The following is a 22,912-nucleotide window of genomic DNA, read 5'->3' on the forward strand; positions in this document are numbered from 1 at the left end:
TGTCAGGGCTGCAAGGGGCGGCGCGACGACGTTGTCCAATGTTCGCAGCTTCGCCTTGCCCGGCGTTGTTGTTAAGTGTTTAAAACAAACAAAACGGGTATTTGAGTTTGTTTATCAAATAGCCGTTTTAGTTAAAACACGCCGGACCTCGCAAATTTTTCACATGTTCTTCACTGCACTGCCACGACTCTGAACGTAGTGTTCAGCAGCCATTCAAGTAGACCACCGTAAAGTAACTAACCTCCTGGAGCTTACGTTGCACTGTGCGTGTACTGAGTGGAACTCGGGAATGACAAGGGGCAACGTCGTGGTTGAATTAGTACACGTACAATCAGCGTCCAGGCGATGGGATCTGTCTCGTCCGCGCACCTGGGCAATCATTGCTGTCGGTTTGCTGTTGATTACACTGATTTGCGGCTTCGTCTGGATGCAACGCTCGCCCGCCAACCTGCGCTATGCCAGTGCGTCGGCTACCCAGGAATGGGTGAAGGCCTGGCAGGCCGGTGAGGTCGTCGCACTGGTGCGACATACCGAACGTTGCGACCGCTCGACCAATCCCTGTCTGGGCCCGGCAGACGGTATCACCCAGGCTGGCAGCATTGCTGCAGCCCAGGTAGGCCGTGGCTTTACGCAACTGGGCCTGGAAAAGACCCAGTTCTTCAGCAGCCCGTTGACGCGCACCCTGCAGACTGCGCATTACATGCTCGGCCACGATGCCGTGGCCGCGGAATGGCTGGAAACCTGTGGCCCGACGATGCGCGATGAGTTGGTGGCACACAAGACCCCAGGGCAGAACATGATCCTGGTGACCCACAGCGGCTGCATCGCCGATTTCGAACGGCAGACCGGTTACCCGCGCGCGGTCGCCGCCGAATATGGCAGCACTGTTTTGGCCCGGATAGATGCGCAAGGAAAACTTGAAGTCATCGGCATCATGAATCCCGAAGGCTGGCAACGACTGGCCAAGTAATCATCAAAACTTAGTCGACAACAAACGGCCCGGCCAATGCTCTGGCACAAGGTATTGCCGTGTATGAAATTTGTAATAAGAAATGTTTTTTACTTTCCAGAACTGGAAAAAATTAAATTTAAAGCTTGTCTTCTCAAGGAGAACTTAACGCTGGAAGCAGACCCGTTCTCTGAATGCAGGACACGCCCATCGGCCGTGCTCGCCTCTGCATTCATTCAACCCAGTGCCGCGCCTGCAACGGAAATTGCCAGGCCGTCACTGAAACGCACACTTTGTACTGCACCAGGGTCCAGTCATGACGTCTGAGAACAAACCGCTGCATCATGCGGCGTTGAATTTGCCGCGCCTCCACCAGAGCAGCCTGATCGAACGCTTTGCGATACCCGGTCTGGTGCTGGCATTCGTGGTGTTTTATCTGCTGCCGCTGATGACTCACGGTCTGTGGATTCCCGATGAAACCCGTTACGGCCAGATCAGCCAGGAAATGCTGCAGAGCGGCAACTGGGTGGCGCCGCACTTCATGGGCATTCGCTACTTCGAAAAACCGATTGCCGGCTACTGGATGATCGCCATCGGCCAGGCCATCTTCGGTGAAAACCTGTTTGGTGTGCGTATCGCCTCGGCACTCAGCTCCGGGGTTAGCGTGTGGCTGGCCTACCTGTTGGCCCGGCGCCTGTGGAACAACCCGCGAATCAGCGCCGCGTGCGCCCTCCTTTATATGAGCTTCGGCCTGATTGCAGGACAAGCCGGCTATGCCAACCTCGATCCGCAGTTCACCTTGTGGGTCAACCTGAGTCTGGTGGCGATCTGGTTTGCCATCGACAGCAACACCCCGCGCGCGCGCCTGGGCAGCTGGGCTTTGTTGGGATTCGCTTGTGGCATGGGCCTGATGACCAAAGGTTTCCTCGCCCTGATGCTGCCGGTGCTGATCGCCCTGCCCTACATGATCTGGCAACGGCGCTTCGGTGAACTGGTGCGTTATGGACTGGTTGCCGTGGCGGTGGCCGCGCTGGTCAGTGTGCCATGGGCACTGGCCGTACATGCCCGTGAACCGGATTTCTGGCGGTTCTTCTTCTGGCACGAACACATCCGCCGCTTCGCCGCCGGTGAAGACGCACAGCACGCACGACCATGGTGGTTCTACCTGCCGCTGCTGTTTGCGTCCACCTTGCCGTGGGCACTGCTGTTGCCTTCGACGCTGCTGCGTACCTGGCGGGAAAAGCGCGATCCGAAAATCGCCTTCCTCGCCTTGTGGTTCCTGCTGCCGCTGGCTTTTTTCAGCGCGAGCAGCGGCAAACTGCCGACTTACATCATGCCGTGCCTGCTGCCATTGGCTCTGTTGATGGGCTACACCGTGATGAACTGGATAGCTGACCAGAACGGCCGCGTCTTACGCATCAACGGTGTGGTCAACGTGATGCTGGCCATTGCCGCACTGGTCGCGCTGATTTATCTGCAAGCGACCCGTGAAATTTACGAACACACCGAGATGTTCAGCCTCTCGCTGGGCTATATCGTGCTGCTCGGCTGGCTGATTTCCGGTTCACTGCAAGCCTTGCGCCCGCTGACGCTGTGGGCGATGCCGGCGTTGGGCATCGGCCTGCTTGTCGCACTGCTGCCAGCGGCGATGCCGGCGACCATCGTCAACAGCAAGATGCCGGATCAGTTCATTGCCGAACACCAACAGGAACTGAGCGAAACCAGCTCGTTGCTGAGTAATGACCTGGGCGCTGCGTCCGCGCTGTCCTGGCGTTTGCGTCGTCCGCAAGTCGACCTGTTCAACACCGTTGGCGAGCTCAAGTACGGCCTCGATGACCCGGCCATGGCTTCACGCAAGGTCAGCTTGGAAGGTGTTGGCCAATGGATGAGCGAAGCACGCAAAAAAGGCTCGGTCGGCGTGGTAATGCGGGTCAACAGCACCTCGGATGCGCAGCAACTTGAACTGCTGCCCATCGACGGCAAGCACTACCGTCGCGGTCAGATCGAGATCCTCATCTTCAGCCAGAGCCAGCCATGACCCGGACCAGGACTGAACGGAGGCAGTTGCTGCTTCTGCTGGCGGCGACTGCCCTGCTGTTATTGCTCGGCCTGGGCAGTCGCGAGCTGTGGGGGCCGGAAACCCGCTGGGCCAACATCGCCTTGCAGATGCTGCAAAGCGGCGACTATTTCGATCCCTATCTCAAAGGCAGTCCTTATTACGACAAACCGCTGCTGTCGTACTGGCTGATCACCGCGACCTCCTGGTTCACCGGCGGACTGGGGCATTGGTCGTTGCGCCTGTCATCGGTGATTTCCGCGTGGTTCAGCGTGTGGCTGGTGTATCTGCTCGGCGAGCAACTGTTTCGCAAAGGCACCGGGCTGATCGCCGGCTGGATGCTGGCGACCACGTTCTACTTCGTGTTCTGGGCGCGGGTGGCCACCGCCGACATTCTCACCGTCTGCGGTGTGCTGGCGGCCGTCTGGTGGTATTGGCGCGGCCCGGATGACACCCGCTTCTGGCGCTACGTGGTGTTCTTCGGCCTGCTGTCGCTGACATCGCTGTTCAAGGGCCTGATCGGTTTCATCCTGCCGGGGCTGGTGTTGCTGCCACACCTGCTCAGCGAACACCGCTGGAAATGTCACCTGAACTTGCGACTGTTCGGCGCGCTGTTGATCGCCGGGGCGTTTTACATGGCGCCGTTCCTGTTGTCTCACCTCTACGGTGCGCCCAACTACGAACAAAGCGGCCTCGGTCTGGTGCTGCGTGAAAACGTCGTGCGGTTTTTCCAGCCGTTCGATCAGTTCGGGCCGATTTACACCTACTTGATCTACCTGCCGGTTTACACCCTGCCCTGGGCACCGTGCTGGTTGATCGCCTTGTGGGTGGCCGCGCGCAACTGGAAGCACATCGAACCGGATACCCGTTGGCTGATTCAAGGGCTCGCGCTGCTGATGCTGTTCTTCACCGCCAGTGGCAGTCGCCGCAGCTATTACGTCTTGCCGCTGGTGCCCTTCGCGCAATTGCTGGGTGCCTGGTGGGTGACCCGGCGCATGGCCGCCCGCAACAGCGAAGGCCGTGGGCTGAAGATCGGTTTCGCTGTCACCACTGTATTGCTTGCTGCGGTACTGGGTGTGCTTTACCCGTGGACCAACAGCGGCGGCGGTGTCATCCGTTTCGGCGAGCAGGTTCGCGAACAGGCCAGTCAGCAGGCACCATTGAATCAATGGCGCATGGTCATGATCGAGGTCGACAACAAAGTACCGATGTACCTGCAAACCGGTGGTGCACCGTTCTACTACGTGCCGGAAACGATCGAGGACTTCCCGCACAATGGCGACACAGCCGCGCTGATCGCCTGGCTGCAACGCACCAGCGGTGAACATTGGGATCCGCAACGCACGATTTTCGTGGCGCAATACCGCTCCGGTGACGCCGTGCCACTCGATGCGCTGAAGGCTGATCATCAGGTCATCACCACCACCCCGACCCGTGGCGAACAGGTATTCCACGGGCGTGCAGACCAGAGCGTGGCTTACATTCCCCACTCCTGAGCAATGACGTTAAGACAAAAGGAGAGAGTCGCGGTAAATTTGAATGGCAATGACAAGTATTAACGGCTTCTTTGACGTTTTTTTCTCATTTGCCACCCTACATTGCCGCGACTCGACACTTGCAAATCGTTCGCATTGTTTCCTGCGAGGGTTTGCTCATAACGTCTGAAAACAGGAGCTGCCCGAATGAATCCACGCCTTCCATCCTTCTTCAAGCGCGCCTTGCTGGCCACCGCGTTGCTCGGCACCTGGCAGGCATTTGCCGCCGACTCGGTGGGTCTGGTGGTTTACAACGCCCAGCACGAAACCCTGACCAAGGCCTGGGTGGCCGGGTTCACCGAGGAAACCGGCATTCCGGTGACCATCCGCAACGGCGATGACACCGAGATGGGCAACCAGCTGGTGCAGGAAGGCGCCGCCTCGCCGGCAGACGTATTCCTAACCGAAAACTCCCCGGCCATGGTGCTGGTGGACAACGCCAAACTGTTCGCCCCGCTGGCGCCCGCGACCCTTGAGCAAGTCGATTCCGCCTACCGTCCGGCCCACGGCAATTGGGTCGGCATCGCCGCCCGTTCCACCGTGTTCGTCTACAACCCGAGCAAACTGACTGAAAAAGACCTGCCCAAATCCCTGCTCGACCTCGCCACCCCGGCCTGGAAAGGTCGTTGGGCCGCCTCCCCGGCCGGCGCGGATTTCCAGGCGATCGTCGCCGCCGTCCTGCAACAGAAAGGCGAAGCCGCCACCCTGGAATGGCTCAAGGGCATGAAGACCAACGCCACGATCTATCGCGGCAACAGCGCGGTACTGAAAGCGGTGAACGCCGGGCAGATCGACAGCGGTGTGATCTACCACTATTACAGCTTCGTCGATCAGTCCAAGACCGGCGAAAACAGCAAAAACACCAGGCTGTACTACTTCAAACATCAGGATCCGGGCGCGTTCGTCAGTACCTCCGGCGCCGGCGTGCTGGCATCGAGCAAGCATCAGGATGAAGCGCAGAAGTTCGTCAAATACATCACCAGCAAGCAAGGTCAGGAAGTCCTCGAAACCGGCACCTCCTTCGAATACGCCGTGGGTAAAGACGCGCCGTCCAATCCGAAGCTGACTCCGCTGAAAACCCTCGACGCGCCGAAAGTCGATGCGTCGACCCTCGACAGCAAAAAAGCCGTCGAGCTGATGACCCAGGCCGGATTGCTCTGAGTGATGCCCGAAACCTTGCCTGCACCGGCCGTTGCGACGGCCGCCGCCAGCCTCCTCCACCCGCCCCGAACGCTGGCCGGGCGTGGCAGTTCGTGGGTGGTGAGCTCGGCGGTGCTGGTGTCGTTGTTGTCCCTGCTGCCGATTGCGTTCGTGATCGGCGTGGCGTGGTACACCGGCTGGGCGACCATCGAAGCTCTGATCTTTCGCCCGCGGGTCGGCGAATTGCTGATCAATACCGTGCTGCTGGTGCTGATCACCCTGCCACTGTGCATCCTGCTCGGAACCACCCTGGCCTGGCTGACCGAACGCAGTAACCTGCCCGGCCGACGCCTGTGGTCAGTGCTGGCGGTGGCTCCACTGGCCGTGCCGGCGTTCGTCCACAGTTACGCGTGGGTCAGCCTGGTTCCGTCGATCCACGGTCTGCCGGCTGGTGTGCTGGTGTCGGTGATCGCCTATTTTCCGTTTCTTTACTTGCCGATTGCCGCGACCTTGCGTCGTCTCGATCCGGCAATTGAAGACGTCGCGCAATCTTTGGGACTCAAGCCGTGGGCGGTGTTCTTTCGGGTGGTGTTGCCGCAATTGCGCTTGGCAATCTGCGGTGGCGCGTTGTTGGTCGGTCTGCATTTGCTGGCCGAGTACGGTTTGTACGCGATGATCCGTTTTGACACCTTCACCACGGCGATCTTCGATCAGTTCAAATCGACGTTTAACGGCCCGGCGGCCAACATGCTCGCCGGGGTCCTGGCGCTGTGCTGTCTGGCGATGCTCACCGCCGAATCTGCCGCCCGTGGCAACGCCCGCTATGCGCGAGTCGGTTCCGGCAGCGCCCGGGATCAGCGCAGCGTGCAACTGAGCCGAGGCGTGACAACCCTGGCTTTATTGCTGCAAACCTTGACCTGCCTGCTGGCACTCGGTGTGCCGTTGCTCACGCTGGGCCGCTGGCTGGTGGCCGGTGGTGTACAGGTCTGGGAAGGCGACGAACTTTTGCCGGCCTTGCTGCAGACCTTGTCTTACGGGGTGGCCGGCGCGTTGCTGACCAGTGTCGCGGCGATTCCCATCGCGTGGCTGTCGATCCGCTCGCCGGGCAAACTGCAGCGCTTGCTGGAAGGCTGCAATTACATCACCAGTTCGCTGCCCGGCATTGTCGTCGCGCTGGCATTGGTCACCGTAACCATTCATTTCGCCCGGCCGATCTACCAGACCACCATTACCGTGCTGCTGGCCTACCTGCTGATGTTCCTGCCGCGCGCGCTGGTCAGCTTGCGCGCCGGTTTCGCCCAGGCCCCGGTGGAGCTGGAAAACATCGCGCAAAGTCTCGGCCGCTCACCCGTGCGCGCATTGTGGCTGATCACCGTGCGCCTGGCGGCTCCCGGTGCGGCGGCAGGTGCGGCGCTGGTGTTTCTGGCAATCACCAATGAGCTGACCGCGACCCTGCTGCTCGCGCCCAACGGCACGCGCACCCTCGCCACCGGTTTCTGGGCGATGACCAGCGAAATCGATTACGCCGCCGCAGCGCCGTATGCGCTGCTGATGATCCTGCTTTCCCTGCCGCTGACGGCCATCCTCTATCACCAATCCAGGCGTACCGCTGGCCGATGAACGCTCTCGAACTGCTCAACCTCAGTAAAACCTTCGGCGCGCAGAAGGCGCTCGATGACGTCAGCCTCAACGTGCCGACCGGCAGCCGCACGGTGATCGTCGGCCCCTCCGGTTCCGGCAAGACCACGCTGCTGCGGATGATCGCCGGCTTCGAGTTTCCCGACAGCGGCAGCCTCACCCTCAACGGCCAGACGCTGGTCGATCGCAGCCACGCAGTACCGGCCTATCAACGACAGATCGGCTACGTCCCGCAGGACGGTGCGTTGTTCCCGCACATGACGGTGGCGGCGAACATCGGTTTTGGCCTGGCGCTGACCGGTGCCGCGCGCCATCAACGCATTCAGGAATTGATGGACAGCGTCGCCCTCGATGCCAACATGGCCAACCGTTGGCCGCACGAATTGTCCGGTGGCCAGCAACAGCGGGTCTCGCTAGCCCGTGCTCTGGCACAACAGCCACGGTTGATGCTGCTCGACGAGCCGTTTTCCGCCCTCGACACCGGTTTGCGCAGTGCCATGCGCAAAATGGTCGCGCGCCTGCTCGAAGACGCCGGCGTCACCACCATTCTGGTGACCCACGATCAGAGCGAAGCGTTGTCGTTTGCCGATCAATTGGCGGTGATGCGCAGCGGCCGGCTGGTGCAGTCCGGGCACCCGATGGATCTCTACCGCTATCCGCAGGATGAACAGACCGCGCACTTTCTCGGCGAAGCGGTGGTCCTGCCAGCACGAATCGAGGCCGGTTGGGCGCATTGCGATCTGGGTCAGGTGGCAGTGAACAGCAACGGCTTCAGCGGCACCGCACAGATCATGCTGCGCCCCGAGCAATTGCAGATCGCCGAACTGGCGTCTGACGGCCCAGGCTGCCATGCGCTGGTCACCGACCGTGATTTCGCCGGCAATACCTGCACGTTGACGGTTGAACTGAGCTCATCCGCGACTCAGGATCCGGCCCGTTCGATTCTGGTGCGCAGCTCCGGCATGCACGCGCCGCCCGCCGGCAGCGCGGTGCAGCTATCGGTACTCGGTGCGGCGCATGTGTTTGGTCTGAGCTGATCAGAGGTCGAAGCGATCCACCGCCCGCCGCCGCTCGTTGTCATCGCGCACATCGTAATTGGCGGTGGTCTGGATGTTGCTGTGATGCGCCAGTTTCTGCGCGATCGACAGGTCGTGCTCCTCGATCACCCGAGTGATGAACGAGCGACGGAAATCGTGGGGCATGATCTTCACCCCGACCTGCGTGCCGCGCTGACGAGCGATGTAGTAAATCGCGTGTTTGGTAATGCGCTCACGGGTGATGTGGCTGCCACGGCGAATGCGGTTGAACAGGAAGGCATCGTCGCTCTCGCCTTCCTTGAGCTGGGAACGGCGCAGTTCGAGCCACGCGTCGAGCTTGCTGAAGGCCCATGCCGGTGCGTATTTGATCAACTGTTTGTTGCCCTTGGCAGTGACGCACAGGCTGCGTTCTGTGAAGTCGACCTGATTCAGATCCAGGTCCACCGATTCCGACTTGCGCATGCCGGTGCCGTACAGCAACGCGATGATTGCTGCATCACGCAGGCCCTGCGGGCGTGGGTCGGCGGCACAGACTTCCATCAATTCGTGAATCAGCGTGCGCTTGAGATTGCGCCCCTGGGACAGCCGCGTGCCGGCGATGCCCTTGACCGAACGCATCTTCAGAAGATGTTCCTGGCTGATCAGACTCATGCGCCAGGCCTCATTCATCACCCCGCGCACCGCATTCACATACAACGAAGAAGTGTTCGGTGCGTAGTTGTCTGCGCGTAATGCAGCGACCAGTGCAACAACATCTTCCGGTTGCAAGGCATGCCAGGGAATCTCTTCGACATTCATGTCTTCAAAGCCCAGGCGATCGGCCGCATCTTGCAGCACGTAACGCATGGTCAATTGGCTGGAGGGCGCCAAACGCGCGAGGTACAGGCTCATCGGGTTGGCTTTTGGAGCGTCGAGGGTTGCAGCAACTAAATCAATCAAACGTTAAACCTTGAGTAAAAAATGTACAGCACTACAACAACTAACAAATGCAATGTACTTGAAGTAAAGAAGGTACTTGAGCGGCACTGTCCGACAAAAAACTGCGATGGACGGCAGAAGCCTGAACAGCGGCTGTATAAGTGACAGATAAACGATTCGCCAACCGGTTTTTCATGTTCCTTTCACAAAAACCGGCATAACCTTAATTCCCATAGGTTCGGTAGTGGCTATGCCCCAACCTGCCGGGCAAATCGTGAAAAGTCAATCAATCCCCGACGTCATGCTTTTTTTGCCAAGTTATTGATGCAGGAGCGCTTTTCTGTGTCTACGCTGTGGTTGGATCCAACAGTTACGTGAGTCCATCCTTTTATTTTTTGCAATGAGGTGCCCATGAGTCAGGCGTTTCTCCCCTTCTCCCGCCCAAGTATTGGCGATGAGGAAATTGCCGCTGTCGAGCAGGTGTTGCGCTCGGGCTGGATCACCACGGGGCCGAAAAACCAGGCACTCGAAGAGCAGTTTGCGCAGTATGTTGGTTGCAAGCACGCGGTGGCCTTGTCTTCGGCCACCGGCGGCATGCACATCACCCTGCTGGCCTTGGGCATCGGCCCGGGCGACGAAGTCATCACCCCGTCGCAGACCTGGGTTTCGACCGCCAACATGATCTCCCTGCTGGGCGCCAAACCGGTATTCGTCGACGTCGACCGCGACACGCTGATGACCGACGCTGCGCGCATTGAAGCGGCCATCACCCCGCGAACCAAGGCAATCATTCCGGTGCACTATGCCGGTGCTGCATTCGATCTCGATCCGCTGTACGCCCTGGCCGACAAGCACGGCATCCCGGTCATCGAAGACGCCGCCCACGCCGCCGGCACCCGCTACAAGGGGCGCCACGTCGGCTCGCAAGGCACGGCGATCTTCTCGTTCCATGCGATCAAGAACATGACCTGTGCCGAAGGCGCGATGTTCGTCACCGACGACGAAGCGCTCGCCAGCCGCGTGCGCATGCTCAAATTCCACGGCCTGGGCGTTGACGCCTATGACCGTCTGACCGGTGGCCGCAAGCCGCAGGCGCAAGTGATGGAGCCGGGCTTCAAGTACAACCTGGCCGACATCAACGCCGCGATTGCCCTGGTGCAACTGCAACGTCTGGACGAAATCAACGCCCGGCGCACCGAACTGGCCACCAGCTACCTGCAAAAATTCGAAGGCCTGCCGGTGCAACCGCTGGCCCTGCCCGCCTATGCCCAGCAACACGCCTGGCACCTGTTCATCCTGCGCATCGACAGCGAGCGTTGCGGCATGGATCGCGAAGCCTTCATGAAGGCGTTGCAGGATCAGGGCATCGGCACCGGTATCCATTTCATCGCCACCCACCTGCACACCTGGTATCGCCAGCGTGACCCCGACCTCTACCTGCCCAACACCGAATGGAACTCGGCGCGGCTGTGCTCGATTCCGCTGTTCCCCGACATGACCGGTCAAGACCTTGACCGGGTGGTCGGTGCCATCGCTCAAATCATGGAAAAACGCCTGTGAAACCTTATCCAATCCGTAGCGTGTCGATCGTCATCCCGGTCTACAACGAACAGGAAAGCCTGCCCGAGCTGCTGCGTCGTACCGAGGCGGCCTGCCGCCAACTGAATCACGATTTCGAAATCGTGCTGGTCGACGACGGCAGCCGCGACGAGTCGGCCAACATGCTTGAAGAAGCCGCCGGGCGCGAAAACAGCCCGTTCGTGGCGGTCATTCTCAACCGCAACTATGGTCAGCACGCCGCGATCATGGCCGGTTTCGAGCAGTGCAAGGGCGACGTGGTGATCACCCTCGACGCCGACCTGCAGAACCCGCCGGAGGAAATCCCACGGCTGGTGGCCGAAGCCGAAAAAGGTTACGACGTGGTCGGCACCGTGCGCGGCAATCGTCAGGACTCGGCACTGCGCCGTTATCCGTCGAAGCTGATCAACCTCGCCGTGCAACGCTCCACCGGCGTCGCCATGAGCGACTACGGCTGCATGCTGCGCGCCTACCGCCGCACCATCATCGACGCGATGCTCGCCTGCCGCGAACGCAGCACGTTCATCCCGATCCTGGCCAACAGCTTCGCCCGTCACACCACCGAAATCGTCGTGGCCCACGCCGAGCGTGAACACGGCGACTCGAAATACAGCCCGATGCGCCTGATCAACCTGATGTTCGATCTGGTCACCTGCATGACCACCACCCCACTGCGCTTGCTCAGCATCGTCGGCTTCGCCATGGCCGGACTGGGCGTGCTGTTCGCGATGGCGTTGATTGTCTTGCGTCTGGCGTTCGGTGCCGGTTGGGCCGGTGACGGCATGTTCGTGCTGTTCGCCGTGCTGTTCGTGTTCACCGGTGGCCAGTTCATCGGCATGGGCCTGCTGGGTGAATACCTCGGCCGCATGTACAGCGATGTGCGCGCCCGCCCACGTTTCTTCATCGAAAAGGTGTTGCGCAGCCAACCGGCCGCTCCGGCCCCTGCCGTCACCGTTGATGGTCTTTCTTCTACCGCTACTTCTTCCACTTCCGATCAGGTTCTCTCATGAGTGCAAAAACTGTTGTCTTCGCCTACCACGATATTGGCTGCGCCGGCATTGAAGCCCTGCTCAACAGCGGCTATGACATTGCAGCAGTGTTCACTCACGCCGATGATCCGAAGGAAAACGCGTTCTATGCGTCGGTTGCACAACTGTGCGCCAACAAAGGCATCCCGGTCCACGCACCGGAAGACGCCAACCACCCACTGTGGATCGAGCGCATCGCCAAGCTGGACCCGGAGTACATCTTCTCCTTCTACTACCGCAACCTGCTGAGCGAACCACTGCTGGCCCTGGCCAAAAAAGGCGCGTTCAATCTGCACGGTTCGCTGCTGCCACGCTATCGCGGCCGCGCTCCGGCGAACTGGGTGCTGGTCAACGGCGAAACCGAAACCGGCGTCACCCTGCACCGCATGGTCAAGCGCGCTGATGCCGGCGCCATCGTTGCCCAGCAGCGCGTTGCCATCGAGCGCAGCGACACCGGTCTGACCCTGCACGCCAAACTGCGCACCGCCGCCAGCGACCTGCTGCGCGACACCCTGCCGAACATGCTGCAAGGCAAGATCACTGAAACCCCGCAAGACGAATCGAAAGCCACCGTGTTCGGTCGTCGCACCCCGGCGGACGGCAAACTGGTCTGGGCCAAACCGGCCGAAGAACTGTTCAACCTGGTGCGCGCCGTCACCCGTCCTTACCCGGGCGCCTTCTGCGCCGTGGGCGAGCACAAGCTGATCGTCTGGAGCGCCGACGTCGTCAAGGGCAACGAAGGCCAGGCGCCAGGCCGCGTGATCAGCGTCGATCCGCTGCGTATTGCCTGCGGTCAGGACTCGCTGGTGATCAACGCCGGTCAGCGCAACGACAACGGCCTGTACCTCAGCGGCCCGCAACTGGCCAATGAACTGGGTCTGGTGGATGGCTCGCTGCTGCGCGGCGCCGAATCCGGTCGTGCGCCACGTCGCACTCGTGTGCTGATCCTGGGCGTCAACGGCTTCATCGGTAACCACCTGTCCGAGCGCCTGCTGCGTGACGACCGCTACGAAGTCTACGGTCTGGACATCGGCTCCGACGCCATCGACCGTCTGCGCAGCCACCCGAACTTCCACTTCGTCGAAGGTGACATCAGCATTCACTCCGAGTGGATCGAGTACCACATCAAGAAGTGCGACGTGGTCCTGCCGCTGGTGGCCATCGCCACCCCGATCGAATACACCCGCAACCCGCTGCGCGTATTCGAACTGGACTTCGAGGAAAACCTCAAGCTGGTGCGCTACTGCGTCAAGTACAACAAGCGCGTGATCTTCCCGTCGACCTCCGAAGTCTATGGCATGTGCCAGGACAAGAACTTCGACGAAGACAGCTCGAACCTGATCGTTGGCCCGATCAACAAGCAGCGCTGGATCTACTCGGTCTCCAAGCAACTGCTGGACCGCGTGATCTGGGCTTACGGCGCCAAGGGCCTGAACTTCACCCTGTTCCGTCCGTTCAACTGGATGGGCCCGCGTCTGGATCGTCTGGATTCGGCGCGTATCGGCAGCTCCCGCGCCATCACCCAGTTGATCCTCAACCTGGTGGAAGGCACGCCGATCCGTCTGTTTGACGGTGGCGAGCAGAAGCGTTGCTTCACCGACATCGCTGACGGCGTCGAGGCACTGGCGCGCATCATCGATAACGACAACGACGTGTGCAACGGCCAGATCATCAACATCGGCAACCCGGACAACGAAGCCAGCATCCGTCAGTTGGGCGAAGAGCTGCTGCGTCAGTTCGAAGCGCACCCGCTGCGCCACAACTTCCCGCCGTTCGCCGGTTTCCGCGACGTGGAAAGCAAGGCGTTCTACGGCGCCGGTTACCAGGACGTGGAACACCGCAAGCCAAGCATCGCCAACGCCAAGCGCCTGCTGAACTGGGAACCGACCGTGGAAATGCGCGAGACCATCGGTAACACCCTGGACTTCTTCCTGCGTGAAGCCATGCTCGAAATCGCGGACAAGAAGTAATGCAGGCAGGTCTTCGTATCGATGTCGACACCTACCGCGGCACCCGTGAAGGTGTGCCGCGACTGTTGGAGATGCTCGACGAGGCGCAGGTCAAGGCAACGTTTTTCTTCAGTGTCGGCCCGGACAACATGGGTCGACATCTGTGGCGCCTGATCCGCCCGCAGTTCCTCTGGAAAATGCTCCGTTCCAACGCTGCCGGCCTCTACGGCTGGGACATTTTGCTGGCCGGCACTGCCTGGCCCGGCAAACCGATTGGCCGTGATCTCGGGCACCTGATGCGTCAGGCCCGGGACGCCGGTCACGAAGTCGGCCTGCACGCCTGGGATCACCATGGCTGGCAGGCCAACGCTGGCCGTTGGAGCGACGCGCAACTGATCGAACAGATCCGGCGCGGCGTCGACACCTTGAGCGACATCCTCGGGGAAAAGATCCAGTGTTCGGCCGCCGCCGGTTGGCGTGCGGACGAGCGCGTGATCGAGGCCAAGCAGACCTTCGGCTTTCGCTATAACAGCGATTGCCGCGGGCAGAGCCTGTTCCGTCCGCTGCTGGCGGACGGCACACCGGGCACGCCGCAGATTCCAGTGGACCTGCCGACCTTCGACGAAGTCGTCGGCCCGCACGTGGCGGCGAAGGACTTCAACGCCTTCATCCTCGACCGGTTCCAGCCGCTAGCACTCAACGTCTACACCATTCATGCCGAAGTAGAAGGGATTCTGATGGCTCAGGACTTTCGTCAATTGCTGGCCGATGCACGCCAGCGCAATATTGACTTCAAACCGCTGGGCGACTTGTTGCCCGAGTTCTTCAACACCCTGCCCGTGGGCCGCGTGCAACGCGGTGTGCTCGAAGGCCGTGAAGGCTGGCTGGGAGTGCAAGGCGCATGACCAGACGCTGGGCACTGCCGCTGTTGGTCGGCCTCTGTCTGCTGGCCTATCTGTTGCCGTTGAGCACCCATGGCCTGTGGATCCCCGACGAAACCCGTTACGCACAGATCAGCCAGGACATGCTGCTCAGTGGCAACTGGGTGTCGCCGCATTTCATGGGTCTGCGGTATTTCGAGAAGCCGATTGCCGGCTACTGGATGATCGCCATCGGCCAGGAACTGTTCGGACAAAACCTGTTCGGCGTGCGCTTCGCCTCGGCCCTCAGCACGGCGTTGAGTGTGCTGCTGGCCTACCTGGTCGCGCGCAGGCTATGGAACGATCCGCGCAAGAGCTTCGTCTGCGCCCTGCTCTATATGAGCTTCACCGTCGTCGCCGGTCAGGCCGGGTACGCCAACCTCGATCCGCAATTCACCTTCTGGGTCAACCTGAGCCTGGTCGCGCTGTGGTTTGCGCTCGACAGCCGCAGCACCGGGCAACGGCTGGGCGCCTGGGCGCTGCTGGGGCTGGCCTGCGGCATGGGTTTCATGACCAAGGGCTTTCTCGCCTGGTTGCTGCCGGTACTGATCGCGTTGCCGTGGATGCTCTGGCAGAAACGCTGGCGTGAACTGCTGGTGTTCGGCCCGGTGGCGATCGCCATCGCGATCATCGTCAGCTTGCCGTGGGCGCTGGCGGTGCACGCACAGGAACCGGATTACTGGCGGTTCTTCTTCTGGCACGAACACATCCGGCGCTTTGCCGGTGACGATGCGCAGCACGATGCACCGTGGTGGTTCTACTTGCCGCTGCTGGTGGCGTTCAGTCTGCCGTGGGTTGGCCTGTTGCCGACCGCGTTCAAGCAAGCCTGGCAAACCCGGGCCCAGCCGAACATGGTTTTCCTGCTGTTGTGGCTGTGGTTGCCGCTGGGCTTTTTCAGCCTGAGCAACGGCAAGCTGCCGACCTACATCCTGCCGTGCCTGTTGCCATTGGCACTGCTGCTGGGCAATGCGCTGGCTGATCGCTTGCGTCTGGAACAAGGTCGGGCGCTGGGAATCAACGGCCTGCTGAACCTGCTGCTGGGTGTGGTCACGCTGATCGCGCTGGTTTACCTGCAATTGAACAAACCGGTGTACGACCACGAACTGCACAGCCTGGTACTGGTGTTCATCGCCCTGATCGGCTGGATCATCGCCAACCTGGCGCAAGCGTTCCTGCCGTTGCAGTGCTGGGCGGCACCGGCGCTGGGCAGTCTGTTGCTGGCCGGGATCCTGCCGGCGGCATTGCCCAAGTCGGTGGTGGCCAACAAGACTCCGGATCAGTTCATCCGGCACCACGTCACCGAACTGTCCGGCGCCACGCACCTGCTGAGCAATGATCTGGGCGCGGCGGCAGCGCTGGCCTGGCGCATGAAACAACCAGAGGTCGCGCTGTACAACACGGTCGGCGAACTCAAATACGGTCTGTCCTACCCGGAAGGCGCTGAACGCCGACTCACCAAGGACAACGTTCAACAATGGGTACGTGAAGCGCGCCGCAGCGGCTCGGTCGGCGTGCTGATGCGCGTGAAGGGTCAGGACGAGCTCGAAGAGCTGGACCTGCTGCCCAAGGACGGTACCCGTTACGAATCGGGCAATCTGGTGATCATGGTGCTGCCCAAGGATCCATCATGAGTTGGTTGCTGTTACTGACGGCGTGTCTGCTGACCTGCCTGGGGCAAGTCGCGCAGAAATTCGCCGTCGAGAGCTGGCGCGGCGTTGATTCGTCCTGGGCCGCCAAACTGCGTTCGCCATGGTTGTGGCTGGCGCTGTTTTCACTCGGCAGCGGGCTGCTGGTCTGGCTGCTGGTGTTGCAACGTCTTGAAGTGGGCATCGCTTACCCGATGCTCAGCCTCAACTTCGTGCTGATCACCCTGATCGCCCGCTTCGTCTTCCGCGAGCCCATCGACCGCCAGCATTGGCTGGGCGTGGCGCTGGTGATCGGCGGCGTGGTTTTGCTGGGGCAACAGTCATGAACCAGGCACGGGGAATCGGTTTTGCTCTGGGCAGCGTCATGCTGGTCAGTGGCGCGCAACTGGGCATGCGCTGGAGCATGACGCGCCTGCCGCAACCGGAACAATGGCTGACGGCGCTGAGCGCCGGCAACGTTGATCTGGCGGCATTGGCCGTGGTGCTGGCGGCGATTTTCGCCTACGCCCTGTCGATGCTCTGCTGGCTCGCGGCCTTGCGCGATCTGCCGCTGGGGCGGGCCTATTCGCTGCTGAGCATCAGCTATGCGCTGGTGTACCTGCTGGCGGCCAGTCTGCCGCTGTTCAACGAATCCTTCAGTTTCACTAAATCGCTGGGCGTGGCACTGGTCATGCTCGGGGTCATCACTATTAACACTCGTCCGTCTCGTGCGCCCGAATTCAGGAGTGCTCCATGAAAATCACAGTATTTGGTAGCGGTTATGTCGGCCTGGTGCAGGCCGCCGTGTTGGCCGAAGTCGGTCACGACGTCGTGTGCATGGACATCGATCAGAAGAAAGTCGAACTGCTGCGCCAGGGGCACGTCAGCATTTTTGAACCGGGCCTGTCGAGCCTGGTGCGCGAAGGCCTGGACTCCGGCCGCCTGCATTTCACTTCCGATGAAAAACTCGCTGTTCAGCACGGTCGCGTGGCGTTCATCGCTGTCGGTACACCGTCCAGCGAAGACGGCTCGGCCGATCTGAAATACGTGCTGTCGGTGGGTGACGCCGTGGCGCGCCACCGGGAGCAGCCGCTGATTCTGGTGGAGAAATCCACCGTACCGGTCGGCACCGGCGACACCTTGCGTGCGCACATCCAGGCCGCGCTCGACAAGGCCGGTCGTGAACTGCAGTTCGATATCGTCTCCAACCCGGAATTCCTCAAGGAAGGTTCGGCGGTGTCTGACTGCCGTCGTCCGGACCGCATCGTCATCGGCTGCGAAGGTGACGAAGTACGCGACGTGATGCGCGACCTGTACTCGCCGTTCAACCGCAACCATGACCGCATCATGTTCATGGACCTGCGCAGCGCCGAGCTGACCAAATACGCCGCCAACTGCATGCTGGCGACCAAGATCAGCTTCATCAACCAGATCGCCGAACTGGCCGAACACCTGGGCGCCGACATTGAGTCGGTGCGTCAGGGCATCGGCGCCGACACGCGCATCGGTTACCACTTCATCTACCCGGGCTGCGGTTATGGCGGTTCGTGCTTCCCCAAAGACATGCGCGCGCTGATCCACAGCGCCGAGCAGGCACATTGCTCCAGCGACCTGCTGCAAGCGGTCGAAGCGATCAACGAGCGGCAGAAGCACAAGCTGTTTGACCGCATCAACGCGTTCTACAAGGGTGATCTGCGCGGCAAGACCTTCGCCCTGTGGGGCCTGGCGTTCAAGCCGAATACCGATGACATGCGCGACGCACCGAGCCGCGTGCTGCTCGATTCGCTGTTCGCTGCCGGCGCCAGCGTGCGCGCATTCGACCCGGAGGCGATGCAGGAAACCCAGCATCTGTATCCGAACGAAGAAAAACTGATGCTGATGGGCACCCCGGAATCGGTGCTGGCGGGTTCCGATGCGCTGATCATCTGCACCGAATGGCAGCAGTTCAAGGCGCCGGACTTCGACCTGATCGAGCAACGCCTGAAAGCCCCGGTGATCTTCGACGGCCGCAACCTGTACGACGCCGAGCGTCTGGCGCGCAACGGCTTCAAGTACTTCCCGATCGGCCGTGGTGATTCGCGCAAACTGCCGATGCCGCTGCAGCAGTGGCCTAACACCGCGGACGTCGCTTGATCACGTTGTCGCCTGTCATCCGCCGGCAGTCCCTGATCGCAGGGCTGCTGGCGCTGTTGCTGTTCATCGCCGGGGTTTACGGACAGGCTCCCATTGGCTTTGACTCACGCTTCGTACTGTTTGCCCAGGAGATGTTGCGACACGGGCCAACCGTTTTCCCGACCACCTACGGCCAGCCGTACGCCGACTATTCGGCGCTCTCGACGCTGTTCATCTGGTTGTTGTCGCTGCCCTTCGGCGCGGTCAACACCCTGACGGCATGGCTGCCGAGCGCGATTGCCGGCGGCGTGATCGTGACATTGATGTACCGTTTGCTGGCAGTGCATTCGCAGCGCTGGGCGCTGATCAGCATTGCGTTGCTGATGCTCACCAGCACCTTCGTCACCGAAGTGCGCGCGGTGTCGCAAGACCTGATGCTCGCCGCCGTGGCGCTGTCGGTGTTTTATCTGGGTTACGCGCACGACCACTTCGGCTCGCGCCGGCGCTGGCCGCTGATCTTTGTCCTGCTGTTGCTGGGCTTCGGGATTCGCGGGCCCATAGGTTTGGTGATACCGACCGGCATGCTCTGCAGTTACTACCTGCTCAACCGCGAGTGGAAACGCCTCTTCGTGTTCGGCGTGATCGCTTCTGTGTTACTCGCAGCGTGTGTAAGCCTGCTGTTGTGGCTGGCGAAACTCAGCGGTGGCGAAGCGTTCCTGCAGGACGTGATCCGCATGCAGTTCATGGGGCGCATGGACGGCAGTGAAGGCGTTAGCGGTTCGCTGTATTACTTCACCAGTTCCCTGGGCAACTACGCACTGTCGTATCCGCTGGCGATCCTGGTGTTGGCCGCGACCTGGCTGAGCAAGCCGCATCAGCGCGGGCCGGCCTTGCGTCTGGTGCAGTACTGCGCCGCCGCCGGGCTGATCGTCATGGTCGGCTTGTCGATTCCACAGGCGAAGAAGGCGCGTTACCTGCTGCCGATGTTGCCGATGGCGGCGATCATCGCGGCGTACCCGTTCCAGGTCCTGCACGGTCGGGTGTTCCGCGTATTGCGCGGGGTGATTCAAGGCATCTGGCTGGTGACGCCGGGGCTGTTGATGGTGGCCCTGCTGGTTGCCAAACGCCGCTTTCCCGAGCAACTCGACGGCATCACTCTGGTGCTGATCGTACTCGGCGTTCTGCAATTGCTCGCGTTGTCGCGTCTGATGATCCCGCGCTGGCGGGCCGAAGTGTTGGCGCTGTGCTCGGTGTTAGCCTTGTGGACGGTGTATGCCGCGGTGTTCGAACCGGTGGAGCGACGTCTGTACGACACGCAGGCGTTCAGTCGTGCTGCCTTTGCGCAGGTGCAGCAGAACCCGGCCCCGCTGGTGCTGCACGGCATGGGCAAAGACGCCAAGGCGATCAAGTTCATGGTCAACGTCGAGCAGGACCTGCAACCGCAGTTCACCGAAACGGTGCAGCAACTCGAAGCGCTCAAGGGGCCGGCGTGGTTGATGATGGACAGCAAGGACTTGCAATCGCTGCAGGGCACCTCGCTGGCGGGTCTGCAACCGGTGCTGACGGGCAGTTTCGACAAGAACGAATACGTGCTGTTGTATCTGAAGCCCTTGTAGGAACTGATTGAGGCTGCGATCTTTTGCGCTTTCAGGAAAAAGATCGCAGCCTGCGGCAGCTCCTACAGGGATTTTTACCATGAGTTTTGTTGTACGCCGGGCGCGGCAGAATGATGCCGCCGCCCTCCCCGCCATTGAGCGCTCGGCCGCCGAGCTGTTTCGCACAGATCCGACCCTCGCCTGGCTTGCCGACACCGACGTGGCCAGCGCCGCGCAACACCGCCAAGCCATCGAAAATGCCCACGTTTGGGTCGCCGAAAACACCTCGGCGCAGCTCGCAGGGTTTATCCGCGCGCTGGATTTCGACAACCAACTGCACATTGAAGAACTGTCGGTCAGCCTCGCGTCTCAGGGTCAAGGCGTGGGCCGTCAACTGCTGCTGGCCGCGATTGAACATGCCCGCCGTGAGCAAATGCACGCGGTGACCCTGACCACGTTTCGCGACGTGCCGTGGAATGCGCCTTTTTATCAGCGGATGGGGTTTGTGGAAGTCGCACCCGGTGAGCACGAAGCGCATTTGCTCGATGCTCTGCAGAAAGAAATCGAGCATGGCTTTGCCGCCGAACGCCGCTGCGCCATGCACCTGATATTGCCCTGACAGGACAAATCCCTTGTAGGAGCGAGCCTGCTCGCGATAGCGTCCTGTCAGTCAACTGGGTTGGCGCCTGACACTCGGAATTCGCGAGCAGGCTCGCTCCCACACGGTTTTTCATCATGAAAATAAGGACATTTGCACTGCCGTGGCCACCTACTCCCGCCTGATCCGCCGACTGATGATCACTTCGCTGAGCATCGTCATCAGCCGTGCCCTGATCAGTCCGCTGCTGACCCTGTTCCTCAGCAACAAACTGGGTCTCAACCCGCAGGACGTCGGCCTGCTGTTGGGCATCGCGGTGTTCAGTGCCACGCTGTTGTCGCTGTACGGCGGCTACATCATTGATCGCCTCGACAAGCGTCAACTGTTGATCCTTACCATGCTCTCCAGCGGTGTCGGCCTGATGTTGCTGACCTTCGCGCAGAATCTGTACCTGGTCACGCTGGTGTTGATCATCAGTGAAACGGCGTCGGCGCTGTTCCTGATCTGTTCCAAAGCGATGCTCAGTGAAAACCTGCCGGTCGGCCAGCGGGTCAAGGCGTTTTCGCTGAACTACACGCTGACCAACATTGGCTACGCCGTCGGCCCGATGATCGGCGTGGTAATTGCCGGGGTGCAGCCTTCAGCGCCGTTTATCGTCGCGGGGCTGATTGCCGCTGGCAGCGTTTTTCTGCTGCTGGGCGTGTCCCGTGAGGCCAGTCCGCTGTCGCAGGCCAGCCCACCACAGAGTTTCCTGAACACCCTGATCATCCTGAAAAACGACCGCACGATGATCCTGTTCACCCTCGGCTGCCTGCTCAGCACCCTGGTTCACGGGCGCTTCACCCTGTACCTGTCGCAGTATCTGCTGGTGACCCACACGCAAGAGCAGACCCTCGACACCATGGCCGCCCTGCTCGCCTGCAACGCGATCACGGTGATCCTGCTGCAATACCAGATCGGCCGCTTCCTCAAGCGTGAGCACCTGCGGTTCTGGATTGCTGGCGGCACCGCGTTGTTCATCGTCGGTCTGATCGGCTTCAGCATGGCCGACAGTCTGGTTGGCTGGTGCGTAGCGATGTTCATCTTCACCCTCGGCGAGATGATCATCTATCCGGCGGATTTCCTCTTCGTCGACACCCTCGCTCCCGAAGAGCTGCGCGGCAGTTACTACGGCGCACAGAACCTCGCGGCGCTGGGCGGTGCGCTGAGTCCGGTGATGTGTGGGTTCCTTCTAATGCACACGCCGGCGCCGAGCATGTTCTACGCCTTGAGCGCTCTGGCGGCGTTGGGTGGGTATTTGTGTTTTGTCAGCGGACGCCGCGTGGCGACAATTCAAAAATAATGCACTGAATCAGCATTTATATGAATTTGTCAGCATCGACTTTGCACGGCACACTGTGCGCGTTCCTCCCCCAATAGTTGGAACGCTTCGAGGACTTTCCGAAACGGACAAGTCCTTTTTTTTGCCCCGAATTTACTGCAAGGACCCGATTCACATGCTCGCTCGCTGGTTGCCCGCCGCCATCAACACCCGCCCCACCGAATGGAGCCGCGCCGCCATCGGCATGGCGCTGGGCACTTTGTTCAGCGTCTGGGCGTGCAGTCAGGTGTTCGGCATCGAGGTCGCGTATCACCTGATCGGGCCGTTGGGGGCTTCAGCGGTGTTGCTGTTTGCTGTGTCTTCCGGCGCCCTCGCCCAGCCATGGTCGATCATCGGCGGCTACCTATGCGCCAGCGTGGTCGCGTTGCTGGTGGCCCACGTCCTCGGCCGAACCCTGGGCAGCGCCTGCCTGGCGGCGGGCATCGCGCTGATTCTGATGTGCTGGCTGCGTTGCCTGCACCCACCGGCCGGCGCACTGGCACTGACCCTGGTGCTGGCCGATCCCGCCACCATCGCCATGGACTGGAAAGCCATGGAGCCGGTCATGTTCGCCGCCGCCTGCATGCTGCTCAGCGCCCTGGCCTACAACAACCTGACGCGCATCCGCTACCCGAAACGCCCGTCCGAGCCCGCGCCTGTGGTTGCCCCGGTCGACAGCCAGGCAATCACTGCCGAAGACCTGAAACTGGCCTTGGCCGACATGGAAGCGTTCATCGACGTCACCCCCGAAGACCTCGAACAACTGATCCACGCCAGCGAACTGCACGCCAAACGCCGCAGCATCCGCCAAGTTTTCACCCGATAACCACCTGGATCATTGTGGCGAGGGAGCTTGCTCCCGCTCGGCTGCGCA

Annotated in this window: 19 protein-coding genes; 18 read left to right on the top strand and 1 reads right to left on the bottom strand. The window is 61.1% G+C overall.

Going from position 1 to position 22,912, the window contains the following annotated elements; all coding sequences use genetic code 11:
* Positions 1-427 precede the first annotated feature (427 nt).
* The 6 genes from ACIP8I_RS02700 to ACIP8I_RS02725 all read left to right on the top strand — a co-directional run bounded on the left by ACIP8I_RS02700 (position 428) and on the right by ACIP8I_RS02725 (position 8,355).
* Positions 428-970 (top strand): histidine phosphatase family protein, encoded by a 543-nt coding sequence (locus ACIP8I_RS02700; protein WP_400758448.1) that lies wholly within the window; start codon positions 428-430, stop codon positions 968-970.
* Between the two features lie 295 nt (positions 971-1,265).
* A complete protein-coding gene (gene arnT / locus ACIP8I_RS02705; protein WP_400758450.1) occupies positions 1,266-2,987 on the top strand; it encodes a lipid IV(A) 4-amino-4-deoxy-L-arabinosyltransferase in 1,722 nt (573 codons plus the stop codon).
* Positions 2,984-4,501, top strand: a complete 1,518-nt coding sequence (locus ACIP8I_RS02710; protein WP_400758451.1) for an ArnT family glycosyltransferase — start codon at positions 2,984-2,986, stop codon at positions 4,499-4,501. The genes arnT (ACIP8I_RS02705) and ACIP8I_RS02710 overlap by 4 nt, the downstream gene beginning before the upstream one ends.
* A 186-nt stretch (positions 4,502-4,687) precedes the next feature.
* A complete protein-coding gene (locus ACIP8I_RS02715; RefSeq protein ID WP_400758453.1) occupies positions 4,688-5,701 on the top strand; it encodes an iron ABC transporter substrate-binding protein in 1,014 nt (337 codons plus the stop codon).
* A 3-nt stretch (positions 5,702-5,704) separates the two neighbouring features.
* Positions 5,705-7,300 carry an ABC transporter permease gene (locus tag ACIP8I_RS02720; protein ID WP_400758455.1) on the top strand — a complete coding sequence of 532 codons (1,596 nt, stop codon included), beginning with the start codon at positions 5,705-5,707 and terminating at the stop codon, positions 7,298-7,300.
* Complete coding sequence (locus ACIP8I_RS02725; RefSeq protein ID WP_400758457.1) at positions 7,297-8,355, top strand: ABC transporter ATP-binding protein; 1,059 nt, start codon at positions 7,297-7,299, stop codon at positions 8,353-8,355. The genes ACIP8I_RS02720 and ACIP8I_RS02725 overlap by 4 nt, the downstream gene beginning before the upstream one ends.
* On the opposite strand, the gene xerC is transcribed toward ACIP8I_RS02725, so the two are convergent.
* Entirely contained in the window at positions 8,356-9,246 is an 891-nt protein-coding gene (xerC, locus tag ACIP8I_RS02730) for a tyrosine recombinase XerC (RefSeq protein ID WP_108182683.1), read from the bottom strand.
* A gap of 438 nt (positions 9,247-9,684) precedes the next feature.
* Between xerC and arnB the strand changes: the two genes are divergently transcribed.
* The 12 genes from arnB (at position 9,685) to ACIP8I_RS02790 (ending at position 22,864) form a co-directional block, all read left to right on the top strand.
* Positions 9,685-10,833, top strand: coding sequence for a UDP-4-amino-4-deoxy-L-arabinose aminotransferase (gene arnB, locus ACIP8I_RS02735; RefSeq protein ID WP_103367174.1), 1,149 nt, complete (start codon positions 9,685-9,687; stop codon positions 10,831-10,833).
* A complete protein-coding gene (gene arnC / locus ACIP8I_RS02740) occupies positions 10,830-11,861 on the top strand; it encodes an undecaprenyl-phosphate 4-deoxy-4-formamido-L-arabinose transferase (RefSeq protein WP_400758459.1) in 1,032 nt (343 codons plus the stop codon). Before arnB ends, arnC begins: the two co-directional genes overlap by 4 nt.
* Positions 11,858-13,849, top strand: coding sequence for a bifunctional UDP-4-amino-4-deoxy-L-arabinose formyltransferase/UDP-glucuronic acid oxidase ArnA (gene arnA / locus ACIP8I_RS02745; protein ID WP_247267606.1), 1,992 nt, complete (start codon positions 11,858-11,860; stop codon positions 13,847-13,849). The genes arnC and arnA overlap by 4 nt, the downstream gene beginning before the upstream one ends.
* Positions 13,849-14,733: a 4-deoxy-4-formamido-L-arabinose-phosphoundecaprenol deformylase gene (arnD, locus tag ACIP8I_RS02750; protein WP_400758461.1), complete on the top strand. Its 885-nt coding sequence runs from the start codon at positions 13,849-13,851 to the stop codon at positions 14,731-14,733. The genes arnA and arnD overlap by 1 nt, the downstream gene beginning before the upstream one ends.
* Positions 14,730-16,379, top strand: a complete 1,650-nt coding sequence (arnT, locus tag ACIP8I_RS02755; protein WP_400758463.1) for a lipid IV(A) 4-amino-4-deoxy-L-arabinosyltransferase — start codon at positions 14,730-14,732, stop codon at positions 16,377-16,379. Before arnD ends, arnT (ACIP8I_RS02755) begins: the two co-directional genes overlap by 4 nt.
* Positions 16,376-16,720: a 4-amino-4-deoxy-L-arabinose-phosphoundecaprenol flippase subunit ArnE gene (gene arnE / locus ACIP8I_RS02760; protein ID WP_183785026.1), complete on the top strand. Its 345-nt coding sequence runs from the start codon at positions 16,376-16,378 to the stop codon at positions 16,718-16,720. Before arnT (ACIP8I_RS02755) ends, arnE begins: the two co-directional genes overlap by 4 nt.
* Positions 16,717-17,130, top strand: coding sequence for a 4-amino-4-deoxy-L-arabinose-phosphoundecaprenol flippase subunit ArnF (gene arnF, locus ACIP8I_RS02765; protein WP_400758465.1), 414 nt, complete (start codon positions 16,717-16,719; stop codon positions 17,128-17,130). Before arnE ends, arnF begins: the two co-directional genes overlap by 4 nt.
* The gene (locus tag ACIP8I_RS02770; protein ID WP_186351698.1) at positions 17,127-18,506 is read left to right on the top strand and encodes a UDP-glucose/GDP-mannose dehydrogenase family protein; all 1,380 of its coding nucleotides are present in this window, start codon (positions 17,127-17,129) and stop codon (positions 18,504-18,506) included. Before arnF ends, ACIP8I_RS02770 begins: the two co-directional genes overlap by 4 nt.
* Entirely contained in the window at positions 18,503-20,101 is a 1,599-nt protein-coding gene (locus ACIP8I_RS02775; protein WP_400758467.1) for an ArnT family glycosyltransferase, read from the top strand. Before ACIP8I_RS02770 ends, ACIP8I_RS02775 begins: the two co-directional genes overlap by 4 nt.
* A gap of 79 nt (positions 20,102-20,180) precedes the next feature.
* Positions 20,181-20,699, top strand: a complete 519-nt coding sequence (locus tag ACIP8I_RS02780; RefSeq protein WP_400758469.1) for a GNAT family N-acetyltransferase — start codon at positions 20,181-20,183, stop codon at positions 20,697-20,699.
* Between the two features lie 142 nt (positions 20,700-20,841).
* The gene (locus ACIP8I_RS02785; RefSeq protein WP_400758471.1) at positions 20,842-22,020 is read left to right on the top strand and encodes an MFS transporter; all 1,179 of its coding nucleotides are present in this window, start codon (positions 20,842-20,844) and stop codon (positions 22,018-22,020) included.
* Positions 22,021-22,174: 154 nt separating this feature from the next.
* The gene (locus ACIP8I_RS02790) at positions 22,175-22,864 is read left to right on the top strand and encodes an HPP family protein (RefSeq protein ID WP_400758473.1); all 690 of its coding nucleotides are present in this window, start codon (positions 22,175-22,177) and stop codon (positions 22,862-22,864) included.
* Positions 22,865-22,912: the final 48 nt, after the last annotated feature.

Origin of the sequence: Pseudomonas sp. NPDC088414 (assembly GCF_044753325.1) — a bacterium.
GTDB lineage: Bacteria > Pseudomonadota > Gammaproteobacteria > Pseudomonadales > Pseudomonadaceae > Aquipseudomonas.

What these genes read in the sequence shown, in the direction of transcription:
- ACIP8I_RS02725 (WP_400758457.1), top strand. Translation starts at nt 7,297, where the DNA reads ATGAACGCTCTCGAACTGCTCAACCTCAGTAAAACCTTCGGCGCGCAG.
- arnD (WP_400758461.1), top strand. Translation starts at nt 13,849, where the DNA reads ATGCAGGCAGGTCTTCGTATCGATGTCGACACCTACCGCGGCACCCGT.
- arnB (WP_103367174.1), top strand. Translation starts at nt 9,685, where the DNA reads ATGAGTCAGGCGTTTCTCCCCTTCTCCCGCCCAAGTATTGGCGATGAG.
- arnT (WP_400758463.1), top strand. Translation starts at nt 14,730, where the DNA reads ATGACCAGACGCTGGGCACTGCCGCTGTTGGTCGGCCTCTGTCTGCTG.
- ACIP8I_RS02790 (WP_400758473.1), top strand. Translation starts at nt 22,175, where the DNA reads ATGCTCGCTCGCTGGTTGCCCGCCGCCATCAACACCCGCCCCACCGAA.
- ACIP8I_RS02700 (WP_400758448.1), top strand. Translation starts at nt 428, where the DNA reads ATGCAACGCTCGCCCGCCAACCTGCGCTATGCCAGTGCGTCGGCTACC.
- arnA (WP_247267606.1), top strand. Translation starts at nt 11,858, where the DNA reads ATGAGTGCAAAAACTGTTGTCTTCGCCTACCACGATATTGGCTGCGCC.
- ACIP8I_RS02710 (WP_400758451.1), top strand. Translation starts at nt 2,984, where the DNA reads ATGACCCGGACCAGGACTGAACGGAGGCAGTTGCTGCTTCTGCTGGCG.
- ACIP8I_RS02720 (WP_400758455.1), top strand. Translation starts at nt 5,705, where the DNA reads ATGCCCGAAACCTTGCCTGCACCGGCCGTTGCGACGGCCGCCGCCAGC.
- arnF (WP_400758465.1), top strand. Translation starts at nt 16,717, where the DNA reads ATGAACCAGGCACGGGGAATCGGTTTTGCTCTGGGCAGCGTCATGCTG.
- ACIP8I_RS02770 (WP_186351698.1), top strand. Translation starts at nt 17,127, where the DNA reads ATGAAAATCACAGTATTTGGTAGCGGTTATGTCGGCCTGGTGCAGGCC.
- xerC (WP_108182683.1), bottom strand. Translation starts at nt 9,246, where the DNA reads ATGAGCCTGTACCTCGCGCGTTTGGCGCCCTCCAGCCAATTGACCATG.
- arnT (WP_400758450.1), top strand. Translation starts at nt 1,266, where the DNA reads ATGACGTCTGAGAACAAACCGCTGCATCATGCGGCGTTGAATTTGCCG.
- arnE (WP_183785026.1), top strand. Translation starts at nt 16,376, where the DNA reads ATGAGTTGGTTGCTGTTACTGACGGCGTGTCTGCTGACCTGCCTGGGG.
- ACIP8I_RS02780 (WP_400758469.1), top strand. Translation starts at nt 20,181, where the DNA reads ATGAGTTTTGTTGTACGCCGGGCGCGGCAGAATGATGCCGCCGCCCTC.
- ACIP8I_RS02715 (WP_400758453.1), top strand. Translation starts at nt 4,688, where the DNA reads ATGAATCCACGCCTTCCATCCTTCTTCAAGCGCGCCTTGCTGGCCACC.